Raw genomic sequence first — 14514 nt, 5'->3', positions numbered from 1 at the left:
CTCCGCGGTCGGATGTCCCGTGCGGGTCGTACGGGCTTGTGAGTCACGGAAGTTAACGGACCGTGCCCGGCCGGGGGAAGGGAAGGGGCCGGATCGGGCGCTCCCGTCCAGTCGGTGAGAAAGCGGACGACCGGATTCAGCGAGTGCGGGCGGCCCTGCCGGGTTCGCGGACCTGGGTGAGGTGGGCGAAGACGACGACATTGCCCGAGTAGCCGTTCCTGCGGTCGTAGGTGCCGCCGCAGGTGATCAGCCGGAGCTCGGGGCGGCCCCGGGCGCCGTACACCTCCCGGTCGGGGAAGTCCTTCTTCTCGTACTTCTTGATGGCGTCGACGGTGTAGACGGCGGTCCGTCCGTCGGCGCGCCTGATCTCGACGGTGCGGCCCGGTTTCAGTTCGGTGAGGCCCGCGAAGACGGCGGGGCCGGTGTCGGTGTCGAGGTGGCCGACGGCGACGGCGGTCCCCTGCTCGCCGGGCGTCGGTCCGCCGTCGTACCAGCCCACCAGGTTCGGACGATCGTCCGGCGGTGCGGGCAGGCGCCGCTCGCGGTCGAGGCGGAGGGCCATGACCGGGGCGTCGACCTTCAGGTACGGGATGGCCAGCCGGGTCGCGCGGGAGCGGGGCAGGGAGCGCTGCGGCGACGGTGCCGGGGGGCGGCGGACGAACTTGGGCCGTGGTGCCGGGCGGCGGGGCTGCGCCGTGCGCGCGCCGGCCCGGGCCCCGGGCGGCCGCGGTTTCGGCCTGCTCGCGGCGCTGCCCGCCCTGGGCGGCTCGGGCCGGGCACGGCCGGTGCCGGCCCCGGGTGGTGAGGACTTCGCCGCACCCGCACCCGCACCGGCCCCGGGCCGCGGTGGCTTCGCCCGGGTTGCGTCGACGGCCGGTCGCGGTCGCTGCGGCCTCGCCGTCCTGGCGTCGGCTCGGCCCTCGGGCGGCTCGCGGCGAGCGCCGAACGGCTCGGGGCGGCCCCCGTGCAGTCCGGTGCCGGTCGCGCGCCCCTGCTGTGACACCGCGGGCGCTTCGGCGGGGGCGAGCGGGGCAGCGGTGGCGGCCTCGGCGGGCTCCTCGTCCTGGGCCCACCAGACGCCGCCCACCACCAGCAGGACGGTCAGTACGGCCGTCCTCGCCAGGCGGTAGGCGCGCGTCCGGTACCAGGGCCTGCGGGTCCGTCTACGCGGCGCCATGCGAGCGGCGACGGAGCCGGAACCAGGCCACCCCACCGACGGCGGCCAGTCCCACGGCGGCGGCACCGGCGACCGGGGTGAAGGCGTCGGCGCGGGCGAGGCCGCCGCCACCGGCGGGCGGACCACCGTTCGGGACGCCGGCGGCGGGCGTGTCCTTGCACTCGACGGTGAACACCTTGGTCTTGCCCGCGCCGGCCGCGCCGACGATGTTCCAGGTGAGCTTGTACATGCCGTCGGGCAGCGACACGATCTCGCTGCTGCCCGTGCCGTCCGGGAGGTTGAGGAGACCGTCGCGGGTCGCGCCGCCCGGCACCAGAGGCTGCGTCACGATGGACCATCTGACCGTCTGGTTGAGGTCGAACCCGTTGGCGTCCAGGTAGAACTTGCAGACCTTCGACTCGTCCTTCGGGTCACCGGGGGGCGTCGTGCGGGTCGCCTCCACGCTGTGGATCTTGACGGTGTCGGGGTCACTGGGGGCCGCCGGCACGGCGACTGCCGTCGTCGTCCCCGCCAGCGCGCCTACGGTGACGGTGAGCGCCGCGAGGGCGGCGGAGCGCATTCCGGCGCGGCGCGGAAGAAGCGTGGTGGACATGCGGGTCCCTCGGAGTCAGACGATTTTCGTACAAATCGCAGTTGATCTGACTCTCTTTCACATCCGCGCCGCGGATGGTGGGAGCAGCGCCCTACGTCCCGTCAGGCATCCCTCTTCCGGTCCAGTGCCAGCCCCGCGCTGCGGGGCTCGGAGTCCGGCGCCCGTTCTCCGGCCGGCCCGCCCGGCGAAGGGGACCGCAGCGCGACCCCCGAGGACACCAGCAGCAGCGCGCCGAGCATCACGAACGGCGCCGCCACGCCCGCGACCCCGGCGATCAGACCGGCCGCGGCGGGGGCGGCGACCTGGCCGAGGCGGTTGCCGGTCAGACGCAGGGCGAGGGCGGTGGAGCGGGCGCCGTCGGGGGCGGCCTGGACGACGGTCGTCATGGACAGCGGCTGGCCCACGCCGAGGCAGAAGCCGAGGGCCGCGAGCATCACGGCCAGGCCCCACACCGGCACCGGCAGCGCGATGCCGGCGCACAGCACCGCCGCCAGCAGACAGGTGACGGTGAGCAGCAGCGCCCGGCCCAACAGCCGCAGCAGCGGCGTCAGTACCAGGCGGCAGGCGATCGTGGCCGCGGCCCGCAGGCTGAGCAGGAGGCCGATCACGGAGGGGGCGATGCCCCGGTGCTCGCCGACCACCGGGAGGTAGGCGGTGAGGATGTCGGTCGCGGAGAGCACGGAGAGGCTGATGAAGATGCCGGCGGGTACGCCCCGGGCGCGCAGGATGCGCTGGACGGGGACGCGGTCGCCCTGGCCCGTACGGGACTTGACCGTCGTACGGTCCTCTATGCGCCACAGCGACGTGAACGCGACCGCGGCTCCCGCGCCCGCGACGACCAGGGCGAGCGCGCTGGTGCCCGCCATGTCCCGGCCGCCGATCAGGGCGCCCGCCGCGATCGGGCCGACCAGCTGGCCGAGGGAGGCGCCGATGGTGAAGTGGCCGAAGTTGCGGTCCTGTTCGTGCGGGGCGGACTGGCGGGCCACCAGCGACTGGGCGCCGATCACGAAGCAGAGGTGGCCGAGGCCCATCACCCCGCTCCAGACCGCCATGGCCCAGAGGGAGTTGGCGATGCCGCTGAGTGCGCAGCCGCCGGATATCAGGACCACCCCGGCCGGCAGCAGGGGCGCGCAGCGGCCGTGGTCGGTGCGTCGGCCCAGCGGTACCGCGACGAAGAGCGGGAGCAGGGCGTACACGCCCGCGATGACGCCGATCGCCCGCTCGTCGGCGCCCAGCGCGAGGGCCCGGTAGGACACGGCGGGCCGGGCCATCGACACCGCCCCCTGCGCGAAGCTGAAGGCGATGACGAGGCGGAGCAGCCAGCCGCGGTGCGCACCGGGCCTCACGGTCGTTTCCTCCATGGCGAGTTGGCCGACGGGTCTGGCCGACGGGTCTGTCAGATGATCCCGAAGAGGATTCCTGCCCCGAGGATGATCAGAGATGTCAGCGCGGCCCACTTGACCACGAACCGGGTGTGGTCGCCGAACTCGACCTTGGCCATGCCGACCAGGACGTAGACGGCCGGGACGAGCGGGCTCGACATGTGCAGCGGCTGGCCGACCAGCGAGGCGCGGGCCATCTCCAGCGGCGAGACGCCGTGCGCCGCGCCGGCCTCGGCGAGGACCGGGAGGACGCCGAAGTAGAAGCCGTCGTTGGACATGAAGTAGGTGAGCGGAAGGCTCAACACGCCGGTGACGAGGGCCATGTGCGGGCCCATGCCCTCGGGGATGACGTCCACCATCCACTTGGCCATGCTGTCGACCATGCCGGTGCCCTGGAGGACGCCGGTGAAGACGGCGGCGGCGAAGACCATGCCGGAGACGTTGAGGACGTTGTCCGCGTGGGCGGCGAGGCGGGCCTTCTGGTCGGGGATGTGCGGGAAGTTCACGGTGAGCGCGAGCGCGGCGCCGATCAGGAACAGCACCGGGATCGGCAGGTACTCCATGATCATGGCGGTGAGCAGCACGACCGTGAGGAGGAAGTTGAACCACAGGAGCTTGGGACGCAGGGTGGCCCGGTTCTGGTCGAGGCCCTGGAAGTCGTCGGCGTCGCCGTCGGCACCGGCGTCGGTGCCGAAGCCCGCGCCGCCGGTGCGGGCCGGGGTCTTGCCGTCGCCGGAACCGCCCGCGCCGACCAGGACCGTCTCGGTCTCCTTCTCCTCGACCTTCTCGTCCGCCAGGATCTCGCCCAGCGTCAGCACGCCCAGCCGCCTGCGCTCACGCACACCGAGGACGTACGACAGGATGAAGACGCCGAGGAGGCCGACCAGCAGGGCCGGGATCATCGGGACGAAGATGTCGCTGGCGTCCAGCTTGAGGGCGGTGGCGGCGCGGGCGGTGGGGCCGCCCCACGGCAGGGTGTTCATGACGCCGTTGGCCATGGCGGCGACACCGGTCATCACGACCAGGCTCATCTTGAGGCGCTTGTACAGCGGGTACATCGCCGAGACCGTGATCATGAAGGTGGTCGAGCCGTCGCCGTCGAGCGAGACGATCGCGGCGAGGACCGCGGTGCCGACGACGATCCGCATCGGGTCGGCCTTCGCGAACTTCAGGATCCCGCGGACGACCGGGTCGAAGAGGCCGACGTCGATCATCACACCGAAGTAGACGATCGCGAACATGAGCATCGCCGCGGTGGGGGCGAGGCTGGTGACGCCGTCGATGACGTAGTCACCGAGCTTGGCGCCCTTTCCCACGAACACACAGAACAGTGCGGGGATCAGTACGAGCGCCGCGATCGGCGACATCTTCTTCATCATGATCAGGACCAGGAAGGTCGCGATCATGGCGAAGCCGAGGATGGTCAGCATGAGTGGATACCTAACGTTCGCCCTTGAACTCCCACCAGGGCCGGCGGTGGCGACGACGTTAGGACTCGTCAAGTGGCGTTAACAAGACGTTGACACGCGAGCAATAAGCGCAAAACTCCTGGTCACAGCTTTGCTCAGGTCAGAGCAGGGAACTTTTCGGTCACGGCGGCCACCTCGACGGGCACTCCGTTGAGAACGGCGTTGCCCGAGAGCGGGTCGAGCAGGCTGCCGTCGAGGATCTGGTTGACGTTGACTCCGGGGTCGGCGGAGGCGTGGCTGAGCCGGGTTCCGGGCCGGTCGTGGCCCCAGCCGTGCGGCAGGCTCACCACACCCCGGCGCACGCCGTCGGTGACCTCCGCGGGGGCGGTCACCTCTCCCCCGGCGCCCTTGACCCGCACGGGCGCCCCGTCCCGTACGCCCAGGCGTTCGGCGTCCTCGGGGTGGATGTGCAGGGTGCAGCGGTTGGTGCCGCCGGTGAGGGCGGGCACGTTGTGCATCCAGCTGTTGTTGGAGCGCAGATGACGGCGGCCGACCAGGACGAGCCCGGCGGGCCGCTCGTGCAGGGCCTGACGGAGGCGGGGCAGGTCGCCGGCGATCGGCTGCGGGAGCAGCTCGACCTTGCCGCTGCGGGTCTTCAGCGGCTGCGGCAGGCGCCGGCTCAGCGGGCCGAGGTCGATGCCGTGCGGATGCGCGAGCAGCTTCTCAAGGCTCAGCCCGTCCGGGCGTACGCCGAAGCCCTCGCCGTAGGGGCCGAGGCGCAGCATCAGGTCGAGGCGCCGCTCGGGGCCGGTCTCGCCGGTGAGCTGTGTGGCGAGCTCGCGGGGATCCCGGCCGTGGACCGGGGAGTGCGGCTCCTTCACCGCCTTGCCGAGGGTCTGGTCGATCACCATCGCGTCGACGGCGGCCGGGTCGGCGCCGTGCATGCCGGTCGCGGCCAGGACCAGCCGGGCCAGGATCTCGGTCTCGGCCATCCTGCCGGGCTCCAGGGGCACGGCGGGGCGGGTGTAGCGGACCTGGTTGCGGACGGCGAGGGTGTTGAAGGCGAAGTCGTGGTGCGGGCTCTGGGAGGGCGGGGGCGGCGGCAGCACGACGTGGGCGTGGCGCGAGGTCTCGTTCAGGTACGGGTCGACGCTGACCATGAAGTCGAGGGAGTCGAGGGCCTTGTCGAGTCGGTTCCCGTCAGGGGCGGACAGCACCGGGTTGGCGGCGACCACGATGAGCGCGCGGACCGGTTCGCCCTGCTCGGTGGCCGTGTCGATCTCCTCGGCGAGCGCGGAGAGCGGCAGCTCCCCCTTCGCCTCGGGGTGCCCGCTGACCCGGGAGCGCCAGCGGCCGAGCGCGAAGCCGTGGCCGGGCCCGGCGGGGCGTGGCGTCCTGTCGGTGGCCGCCTGCGGGAAGAGGGCGCCGCCGGGCCGGTCGAGGTTGCCGGTGAGGATGTTGAGGACGTCGACGAGCCAGCTGGCGAGGGTGCCGTGGGGCACGGTGCAGCTGCCGATGCGGCCGTATACGGCGGCGGTGGGGGCGGCGGCGAGTTCGCGGGCGAGGGCGCGGATCGTGACGGCGTCCACGTCACAGGCGTCGGCCACGGCTTCGGGGGTGAAGTCCCGTACGGACGCCGCGAGTTCGTCGAGCCCCTGCACGTGGGCGGCCAGGTCTGCGAGCTCCACGAGGCCCTCCTCGAAGAGGACGTGTGCCATCGCCGCGAGCAGCAGGGCGTCGGTGCCGGGCCGGATGGCGATGTGGCGGTCGGCGAGCTTGGCGGTACGGGTACGGCGGGGATCGACCACCGTGAGCGTGCCGCCGCGGGCCTTGAGCGCCTTGAGCTTGCCGGGGAAGTCGGGGGCGGTGCACAGACTCCCGTTGGACTCCAGGGGATTGGCACCCAGGAGCAGCAGGTGGTCGGTGTGGTCGAGGTCGGGTACCGGGATGGCGTTGGCGTCGCCGTACAGCAGGCCGCTGGAGACGTGCTTGGGCATCTGGTCGACCGTGGACGCGGTGAAGATGCTGCGGGTGCCGAGCCCGGCGAGGAGCACCGGCGGGTAGAGCGCGCCGGCCATGGTGTGCACGTTGGGGTTGCCGAGGACGACGCCGACGGAGTTCGCGCCGTACCGCTCGACGACGGTCCGGATCCCGGCGGCGACGGCGTCGAAGGCCTCCTCCCAGGTGGCCTCGCGCAGTTCGCCGTCCTTGCGGACGAGGGGTCCGCGCAGCCGGTCGGGGTCACCGTCGACGGCCCCGAAGGAGGCGCCCTTGGGACAGATGAACCCCCGGCTGAACACATCGTCCCGGTCACCGCGGGCACCGGTGACGCGGGTGCCCTCGATGGTGAGCGTGAGCCCGCAGGTGGCCTCGCACAGGGGGCAGATTCGCAGGGCGGTGCGGGACACGGGTCCTCCCGGGGCGGCGGCTTCGGTGACGCGCGGACGAGAGTGAGCATACCGACCGGTATGCACGGAGGGGAGGGGCAGCGGGGGACGAGGTCGGAAATTCACGAACCGTTACAGCGCCGGTCCGGCGGACCCGGGCGCGGACGCCCTAGGGCCTGTCCGGCGGATCGTGCCGCAGACGCGGGGTCTGGTGCGCCCATCTGCGGCGTTGTCGTCGGTTGCCGACTCCCCCATCGCGTCGACGCCCTCCTCCGCCTTGCAGCTGGACGCACCAGACCCCGCTCACCTGCGTTGATCAGGCGCCGCCGATTTCCTGCGACCTGATCCGCCGGACAGGCCCTAGTCCAGTACCCGCGCCAAATACGCCCGCAGCAGCTCCCGGGTCTCCTCGATGATCTTCTCGTCGCCCTCCGGAGCCACCCGGAAGGCAAGGTGGACAAGGGTGTCGGCGGTTTCCACGGCGACCAGGAAGGTGCGGCGCAGGTCCTCGTCCGGGGCGCGGTCGAGGTAGCCGGAGAGGAGGTCGGTGAGGCGGTCGGCGACGCGGTGGTTGGGTTCGGCGTAGCGGGAGCCGACCGGGATCTGGTTGCCGAAGTCGACGAGGGTGAAGCCGGGGGCGGTGCGCTTCATGGCGAGGTACTCGTCTAGTACGGCGTCCACCGCCGCCCGCCAGCCACCCTCGCCGGTCCCGCGCAGGCGCTCGGTGACGCGCTCGGTGTAGCGCTCCAGGTTGCGCTGGGCGAGGGCGTCGGCCATCGCGCGCTTGTTGCCGAAGAAGCGGTAGACCGACCCGATCGGAACGCCGGCGCGCAGGGCGACGGCCCGGGTGCTGAGCGCGTCGTAGCCGACCTCGTCGAGGAGGTCGGCGCAGGCGTCGAGGATCCTCGTCAGCCGTTCGGCGCTGCGCCGCTGCACGGGCGCTCGGCGGAGCGATGTCGCTGGGGGCACGGGCTTCATGATGCCTTTCCGCCGCGGTCCGGGAAACCTCGCCCCTCAGTACGGAGCACGGAGCCCGGTGCGCTCAGCGCGCCGTTCGCGGTCCCGGCCGCTTCCGGCGACGTCTCAGTCCCTTCCGACTCCGACTGCGCCGACGCCGTGACGTCCGCCGTGCTCTCGACCGGCTCGCCGTCGACGGCCCACACCGTGCCGTCGTCGGCGTACAGGCGGGCGGTGACGTGGTGGGTGCCGTGCGGGACGTAGCGGGCGGAGAGGCGGTACTCGGAGGTGCGCAACTCGGCGACGAGGTGACCGTTCACGAAGAGCCGGACGGTGCCGCGGCCGGCCACCGCCTCCGGCTTCGCGCCGGCGGGCGAGAAGCGGAAGTCCTCGAGGGTCAGGCGGACGTTCCAGCTGTTGCCGGCGGCGGGCTGCACCTCGATGCCGACGTCGGGTGCGCCCTCTTCCTCGACCTCACGGTAGCGATGCCCCTCTTTGTCGGTCTCGTCGAGGAGTTTGCCCACCGGTGAGGGTGAGGGGTCGTTCCTCCGGTTCTGTTGCTCGTCCGCACCGCTGGTGCCACAGCCCGCGGATCCTGTCAGCAACAGGACACAGACCGCGAGCGCAGCAAGAAGTGCCCGCGTCCACGCCATGTCGGGGAGCGTAGAACACCGGTACGACACCCCGTATCCCCCTGGAGTCTGGTTCCCGCGCTCCGACCTCCTCCGTGAGGAGGTCTCCCTGTCCTCTTGCGCCGGGGAAAACGCAATCCTACGGTGATACATAGGAATCAGACCGCAAAGGAGCGATCATGAACGGGGACGCGCGGAAGACCGCCGAGGGCCTCACCTACCTCTCCGGCTTCGGCAATGAGCACAGCTCGCAGGCCGTCCCGGGCGCACTGCCCGAGGGCCGCAACTCGCCCCAGCGGGCCCCTCTCGGGCTGTACGCGGAGCAGCTCAGCGGTACGGCGTTCACCGAGCCCCGGTCGCACAACCGCCGTTCCTGGCTGTACCGCGTCCGCCCGTCGGCCGCCCACCCGGCGTTCACGCGCACGGAGAACGGCCGGATCCGTACGGCTCCCTTCACGGAGTGCGTGCCGGACCCGAACCGGCTGCGCTGGGACCCCCTGCCGGAGCCCACCCCGGGCACCGACTTCCTCGCCGGGCTGTGGACCCTCGGCGGCAACGGCGACGCGACCCAGCGCACCGGCATGGCCGTGCACCTGTACCACGCCGACGCCTCGATGGACCGCGTCTTCAGCGACGCGGACGGCGAGCTGCTGATCGTGCCGGAGCGCGGCGGGCTGCTGCTGCGCACGGAGTTCGGGCTGCTCCATGTGGAGCCGGGACATGTGGCCCTGATCCCTCGTGGCGTCCGCTTCCGTGTGGAGCTGCTGGATGCGTCGGCCCGCGGCTATGTGTGCGAGAACTACGGGTCGCCGTTCCGCCTCCCCGACCTCGGCCCCATCGGCGCCAACGGCCTCGCCAACCCCCGGGACTTCCGGGCGCCGGTGGCCGCCTACGAGGACGTGGAGGGCCCGGTGGAGGTGGTCAACAAGTTCTGCGGCAACCTCTGGACGGCCACCTACGACCACTCGCCGCTCGATGTCGTCGCCTGGCACGGCAACCATGTGCCCTACGTCTATGACCTGCGCCGTTTCAATGTGGTCGGGACCATCTCGTACGACCATCCCGACCCGTCGATCTTCACGGTGCTGACGTCGCCGTCGGACACTCCCGGCCTGGCCGGTGTCGACTTCGTGGTCTTCGCGCCACGCTGGCTGGTGGGCGAGGACACCTTCCGGCCGCCGTACTTCCACCGGAACGTGATGAGCGAGTACATGGGGCTCATCGAGGGCGCCTACGACGCGAAGACCTCCGGCCCGGGGGGCTTCGTGGCCGGCGGGGGCTCGCTGCACAACATGATGTCGGCGCACGGCCCGGACCGGGACACCTTCGACCGGGCGAGCGCCGCCGAGCTGCGACCCCAGAAGGTCGACGACGGGCTGGCGTTCATGTTCGAGACCCGCTGGCCGGTGACCCTGACACCGGACGCGGCCCGGGCGGAGCACCTGCAGCAGGGCTACGACGACGTGTGGCAGGGCCTGGAGCGGCATTTCCGCCCCTTGCACTGAAGATTCCCTACCGGTACGGATGGCCCCGTGACCTCCTTCGCCCCGGACTCGATCGTCCTGAACCGCAAACTGCCGCTCTGGTACCAGGTGTCGCAGTCGCTGCGCGCCTCGATACTGGGCCGCTCGCCGCAGGACCCGCTGCGGCTGCCCACCGAGGAGCAGTTGGCGGGGCACTACGGGGTGAGCGTGCTGACCATGCGGCAGGCGCTGAAGGAGCTGGAGGACGAGGGCCTGATCACGCGCCACCGCAGGCGCGGCACGTTCATCGAGCCGGACGCCCTGAGGGGCGCCCCGGTGCGGCTGCTCGGCTCGGTGGACGCGATCGTGGCCCAGCAGTCCGGCATGGCGACGCAGCTGCTGGAGCACGGCAGGGCGCCCGTGCCGCCCGAACTCGCCGAGTTCTTCCCGGATCTCGCCGAGGTGGCGACGTACCACCGCCTGCGCGGCGACGAGAAGACCGGCGAGCCGACCAACCACGCCCGCAACTACGTCCGTCCCGAACTCGCCGCGCGGATCGACCCGGAGGACCTGGTCCGCTGGCCGATGACCAAGGTGCTCAGGGATGTCGTCGGGGCGGACATCAGCCGCATCACGGACACCGTGGAGGCCCGCCTGGCGGACCCGGAGACCTCCCGCCTCCTCCAAGTCCCGCTGCTCAGCCCGATCCTGCACTACACGGGCGTCACCTACGACACGGACGGCCGCCCCCTGGACGTGGCCGTCATCCACTACCGGGGCGACCGCTTCTCCTTCACGGTGACGTTGGACGCCACCTGAGCCGGCTGTCCGTGGCAGGTCGTACGATGCCGAGCGTGACGCACGACGATGCCCCGCCGCTGGCGGACCTCATGCCGTGGTCCGTCGCACCGCCGCGGCTCGGCCGGGGGTGGCCGACGGGCCCCGACGCGGCATCCCTGAAGGCCCGCTGGGACGCCCTGATGAAGGCCGAGGGCCCGGACCGGGAGGCCCTGTTCGAGCCGACCCGCTCGCGCACCCTGCGCTCGGCGGTCGGCCAGCTGCCGGGCCAGGCGGGCAGCACGGAGAAGCTGATCCGCGCCTCGGGGCCCTGCCCGGAGCCCGTACGGGTGCTGAACGCGCCCTTCGACGAACAGTGGCTGATCCCCGACCACCGGCTGATCGACGCGGCCCGGCCCGAACTGTGGCGGGTGGCGGACGAGCACCAGATCTTCGTCACGGAGAGCCCCGAGACCCCCGGCCCGCTCCTCCTCGCCACCTCCCTGCTCCCGCTCCACCGCCCCGGCCGGATCCGCCCCCTGTACCGCCGCCCCGGGGGCGCGGAACCCAATCTCGCGCCGGGCCTGTTGGACCACCTGGCCGCCCGTCTCGGCCTCTCCCCCACCCCGGCGGACCTCCTGGCGTGGACCGTGACGGCGGTCCGCCCCGGACTCACCGTCCCCCTCACCGAGGACCCCGGACTCTGGGCGCACGGCGTCGAACTCGGCCACCGCGTCCTGTGGCTGATGCGCCGCGACGGCAGCCGCCCGAAGCTGCCGGGCGGCCGCCGCCCGTACGTCCGCGCGCCCCTGCCCTCCCGCCCCCTCTCCGTGCACTACGACCGCGACGAGGAGGCCCTCCACCTCGACGAGGGCCGGATCTCCCCGGTGCCCCCGGAGTCCTGGGACTTCGAGGTGGGCGGAACACGCGTACTGGAACAGTGGTTCACGGCCCGCACCACCGACCCCGAGCCGGGCACCCTGGAGGCGATCCGCCCGCCGACCTGGCCGCAGGTGTGGACGTCGGAGCTGCTGGAGCTGATCACGGTGCTGGCGCTGCTGGCGGAGCTGAGGCCGCGGCAGGAGGAACTGACGGTGACGGCGCCGATCACCACGCAGGAGCTGCGCAAGGCCGGCGTGCTGCCGGTGCCGGAGGCGGCACGCCGGCCCGCGTCGGTGCTGGACCACCACGAGGAAGGCCCGGAAGGCCAAGTCGCCTTGCTCTAGGCCCTGGGTTCGAAGGCGTCCATGACCCGCTGGAGCGCCCGTTCGAACACCTCCTCCAGATCGATCGGCCCGGAGGCCTCCATGAAGGCCGCCGCCACCCGCGGATAGGCGCCGGTGGCCACCTGGCTGCCGAGGTAGGCGATCCGGACCGCGTTCTCCTCCTCCTCGGACCAGGGCGTGGAGCGGGTGCGCTCGGCGGTGGCGAGCTCGTTGGCGGTGTACGTCGTCACGACGCCGTTGAGCAGCGCGACCAGCTCCATCTTGATGCCGTACGGCTGGTCGAGCGGTTCGAGGCAGGCCAGGCAGTGCTCCAGGTAGCGCAGGGTGTTGGGGCTGAAGCCGTAGATCCCCGCCATCAGGCGCGGCACCCACGGGTGGCGGCGCATGATGGTGCGGGTCTCATAGGCGTTGCGGAGCATGTCGGCGCGCCAGTCGCCCGAGGGCTCGCCCATCTCGTGCTCGGCACCGATGGCGTCGAGCATCAGCTCGTACAGGTCCTCCTTGCGCGGGACGTAGTTGTACAGCGACATCGTTCCGCAGCCCAGTTCGGCCGCGACGTGCCGCATGGAGACACCGTCCAGCCCCTGCGCGTCCGCGATGCGCACGGCCGCCGCCGCGACGTCCGCGCGCGTGAACGCCGGCTTCGGCCCCCGGCCCGTCCGCTCGGGACGGGCCCAGATCACTTCGGGTACGGCCGCTCGGCCAGCCATCGATCATCACCTCGGCCACCATCCTAGTTACGTACAGCGTACGTAGTGCGCTATGGTCGACCCATGACTTCTACGTACGCTGTACTTAGTGAAGGTCTGGAGAAGCGGTTCGGTGCCGTGCACGCCCTGCGTGGCCTGGATCTCGCGGTGGCGACCGGCACGGTCTGCGGCATCCTCGGCCCGAACGGGGCGGGCAAGACCACGGCCGTACGCCTGCTCACCACGCTGCTGCGACCGGACGCGGGCTCGGCGCGGATCGCCGGCCACGACCTCGTCCGGGAGGCGGCGGCCGTACGGCGCAGCATCGGCGTCACCGGGCAGTACGCGTCGGTCGACGGGGACCTGACCGGGCGCGAGAACCTGCGCCTGTTCGCCCGGCTGCACCGGGTGCGGGGGCCGGCCGAGCGGGCCGGCGAGCTCCTGGACCGCTTCGGGCTGGCCGAGGCCGCCGACCGGGCCGCGTCCACCTACTCGGGCGGGATGCGCCGCCGGCTGGACCTGGCGGCGAGTCTGATACGCCGTCCCGAGGTGCTGTTCCTGGACGAGCCGACCACCGGGCTCGACCCGGCCAGCCGGAACCTGATCTGGTCCGCCGTGCGCGACCTCACCGCGGAGGGCACGACCGTGCTGCTGACCACGCAGTACCTGGAGGAGGCCGACCAACTCGCCCACGACATCGCCCTGGTGGACCGCGGGCGGGTCGCGCACACGGGTTCGCCGGCCCAGCTCAAGTCACTCATCGGGACCCATGTCGAGGTCGTCGTCGCGGACGCGGACGTGCTGGCGAAGGCGGCGGCCGTGCTGGACCAACTCACCGGTACGCAACCCTCGTTCGACCATGAGCGCAACGCCGTCGGCGCGGTCAGCCGGGACTCGACGCTCACCATCCCCCGCCTGGTGCGCGAACTCGACGCGGCGGGCGTGCCGTTGCTGGACGCGAGCCTGCGTCCGCCGACCCTCGACGACGTGTTCCTCCGGCTCACCGACGACCACCAGGAGCGTGCGGCATGACCACACTGGCCTACGACGGCGGCGCGATGCTCGGCCGTCAGCTGCGGCGGATGCGGAACAACCCGGGGCTGCTGATCCTGACCCAGACGATGCCGATCAGCATGCTGCTGTTCTTCGGCTACGTCTTCGGCAGCGCGCTCGCGATGCCGGGCGAGCAGTACCGCGCGTTCCTGCTCCCGGGCCTGCTGGTGGCGACCGCCGCGAACGGGATCATGACCGGGATGTTCCAGGCGGCCGGGGACACCCACCGCGGCGTGATGGACCGCTTCCGCACCCTGCCGATGAGCCGGGCGGCCGTGCCGCTGGGGCAGGCGGTGGCGGACCTGGTCGTCACGGCGGCCGGTACGGTTCCGCTGCTGCTGGTCGGCCTCGCGGTGGGCTGGCGCGTGGAGGGGAGCGCTCTGGAGGCGGTGGGTGCCTTCGGTCTGTTGCTGCTGTTCCGGTTCGCCACCACCTGGATCGGGATCTTCCTGGGCCTGCTCACCCGCAACGAGGAGGCCGCGGGCCAGCTCGGCGGCGCGACCTTCCTGCTGCCGCTGCTGTCCAACGCGTACATCCCGGCCGAAGGGCTGCCGGGCTGGCTCCGGACGGTCGCCGAGTGGAACCCCATCAGCGCGGTGACGACGGCCCTGCGGGACCTCTTCGGCAACGCCCCCGTGCCGGAGGGTGCGGCCTGGCCGGTGGCCCATCCCGTCGCCGGGTCACTGGCCTGGTGCGCGGTCCTCCTCGCGGTGTTCGTGCCACTCGCCGTGCGACGGTACGCGCACGGCGAGCGCTGACCGCCTGTCGCG

At 72.2% G+C, this 14514-nt stretch carries 13 protein-coding genes; 5 read left to right on the top strand and 8 right to left on the bottom strand.

Annotation, left to right across the window (positions count from 1 at the left end):
* Positions 1–136 precede the first annotated feature (136 nt).
* The 7 genes from OG252_RS39450 to OG252_RS39420 all read right to left on the bottom strand — a co-directional run bounded on the left by OG252_RS39450 (position 137) and on the right by OG252_RS39420 (position 8557).
* A complete protein-coding gene (locus OG252_RS39450; protein WP_443068451.1) occupies positions 137–1177 on the bottom strand; it encodes a class F sortase in 1041 nt (346 codons plus the stop codon).
* Positions 1164–1769, bottom strand: coding sequence for a hypothetical protein (locus tag OG252_RS39445; protein ID WP_266442307.1), 606 nt, complete (start codon positions 1767–1769; stop codon positions 1164–1166). Before OG252_RS39445 ends, OG252_RS39450 begins: the two co-directional genes overlap by 14 nt.
* Before the next feature lie 101 nt (positions 1770–1870).
* Positions 1871–3115 (bottom strand): MFS transporter, encoded by a 1245-nt coding sequence (locus OG252_RS39440; RefSeq protein ID WP_266442305.1) that lies wholly within the window; start codon positions 3113–3115, stop codon positions 1871–1873.
* A gap of 50 nt (positions 3116–3165) precedes the next feature.
* On the bottom strand, positions 3166–4581 hold the full coding sequence (locus OG252_RS39435; RefSeq protein WP_329342215.1) for a CitMHS family transporter: 1416 nt from the start codon (positions 4579–4581) through the stop codon (positions 3166–3168).
* 134 nt (positions 4582–4715) lie between these two features.
* A complete protein-coding gene (locus OG252_RS39430; protein WP_329342214.1) occupies positions 4716–6968 on the bottom strand; it encodes a molybdopterin oxidoreductase family protein in 2253 nt (750 codons plus the stop codon).
* A 339-nt stretch (positions 6969–7307) separates the two neighbouring features.
* Complete coding sequence (locus tag OG252_RS39425; RefSeq protein WP_266442293.1) at positions 7308–7925, bottom strand: TetR/AcrR family transcriptional regulator; 618 nt, start codon at positions 7923–7925, stop codon at positions 7308–7310.
* Positions 7922–8557 (bottom strand): hypothetical protein, encoded by a 636-nt coding sequence (locus tag OG252_RS39420; RefSeq protein WP_266442290.1) that lies wholly within the window; start codon positions 8555–8557, stop codon positions 7922–7924. The genes OG252_RS39425 and OG252_RS39420 overlap by 4 nt, the downstream gene beginning before the upstream one ends.
* A 158-nt stretch (positions 8558–8715) precedes the next feature.
* Between OG252_RS39420 and hmgA the strand changes: the two genes are divergently transcribed.
* From hmgA to OG252_RS39405, 3 genes are read left to right on the top strand one after another with little or no spacing between them, the layout of a single operon-like run.
* On the top strand, positions 8716–10041 hold the full coding sequence (hmgA, locus tag OG252_RS39415) for a homogentisate 1,2-dioxygenase (RefSeq protein WP_266442287.1): 1326 nt from the start codon (positions 8716–8718) through the stop codon (positions 10039–10041).
* 27 nt (positions 10042–10068) lie between these two features.
* A complete protein-coding gene (locus OG252_RS39410; RefSeq protein WP_329342210.1) occupies positions 10069–10818 on the top strand; it encodes a GntR family transcriptional regulator in 750 nt (249 codons plus the stop codon).
* Positions 10819–10844: 26 nt separating this feature from the next.
* Positions 10845–12002 carry a type ISP restriction/modification enzyme gene (locus OG252_RS39405; RefSeq protein WP_329342208.1) on the top strand — a complete coding sequence of 386 codons (1158 nt, stop codon included), beginning with the start codon at positions 10845–10847 and terminating at the stop codon, positions 12000–12002.
* Here the strand turns inward: OG252_RS39405 and OG252_RS39400 are convergent.
* Positions 11999–12712, bottom strand: coding sequence for a TetR/AcrR family transcriptional regulator (locus OG252_RS39400; protein ID WP_329342206.1), 714 nt, complete (start codon positions 12710–12712; stop codon positions 11999–12001). The two genes, OG252_RS39405 and OG252_RS39400, sit on opposite strands and share 4 nt — an antisense overlap.
* Before the next feature lie 63 nt (positions 12713–12775).
* Here OG252_RS39400 and OG252_RS39395 point away from each other — a divergent pair, with 63 nt between their 5' ends.
* Both OG252_RS39395 and OG252_RS39390 read left to right on the top strand, forming a co-directional pair.
* Positions 12776–13723: an ATP-binding cassette domain-containing protein gene (locus OG252_RS39395; protein WP_266442273.1), complete on the top strand. Its 948-nt coding sequence runs from the start codon at positions 12776–12778 to the stop codon at positions 13721–13723.
* Positions 13720–14502, top strand: coding sequence for an ABC transporter permease (locus tag OG252_RS39390; RefSeq protein ID WP_266442270.1), 783 nt, complete (start codon positions 13720–13722; stop codon positions 14500–14502). The genes OG252_RS39395 and OG252_RS39390 overlap by 4 nt, the downstream gene beginning before the upstream one ends.
* Positions 14503–14514: the final 12 nt, after the last annotated feature.

The sequence above is a fragment of the Streptomyces sp. NBC_01352 genome (assembly GCF_036237295.1).
In the GTDB taxonomy this organism is placed as follows: Bacteria; Actinomycetota; Actinomycetes; order Streptomycetales; family Streptomycetaceae; genus Streptomyces; species Streptomyces plumbiresistens.
The sequence above is the reverse complement of the archived record's forward strand: the minus strand, read 5'-3'. Positions and strand labels throughout refer to the sequence as shown.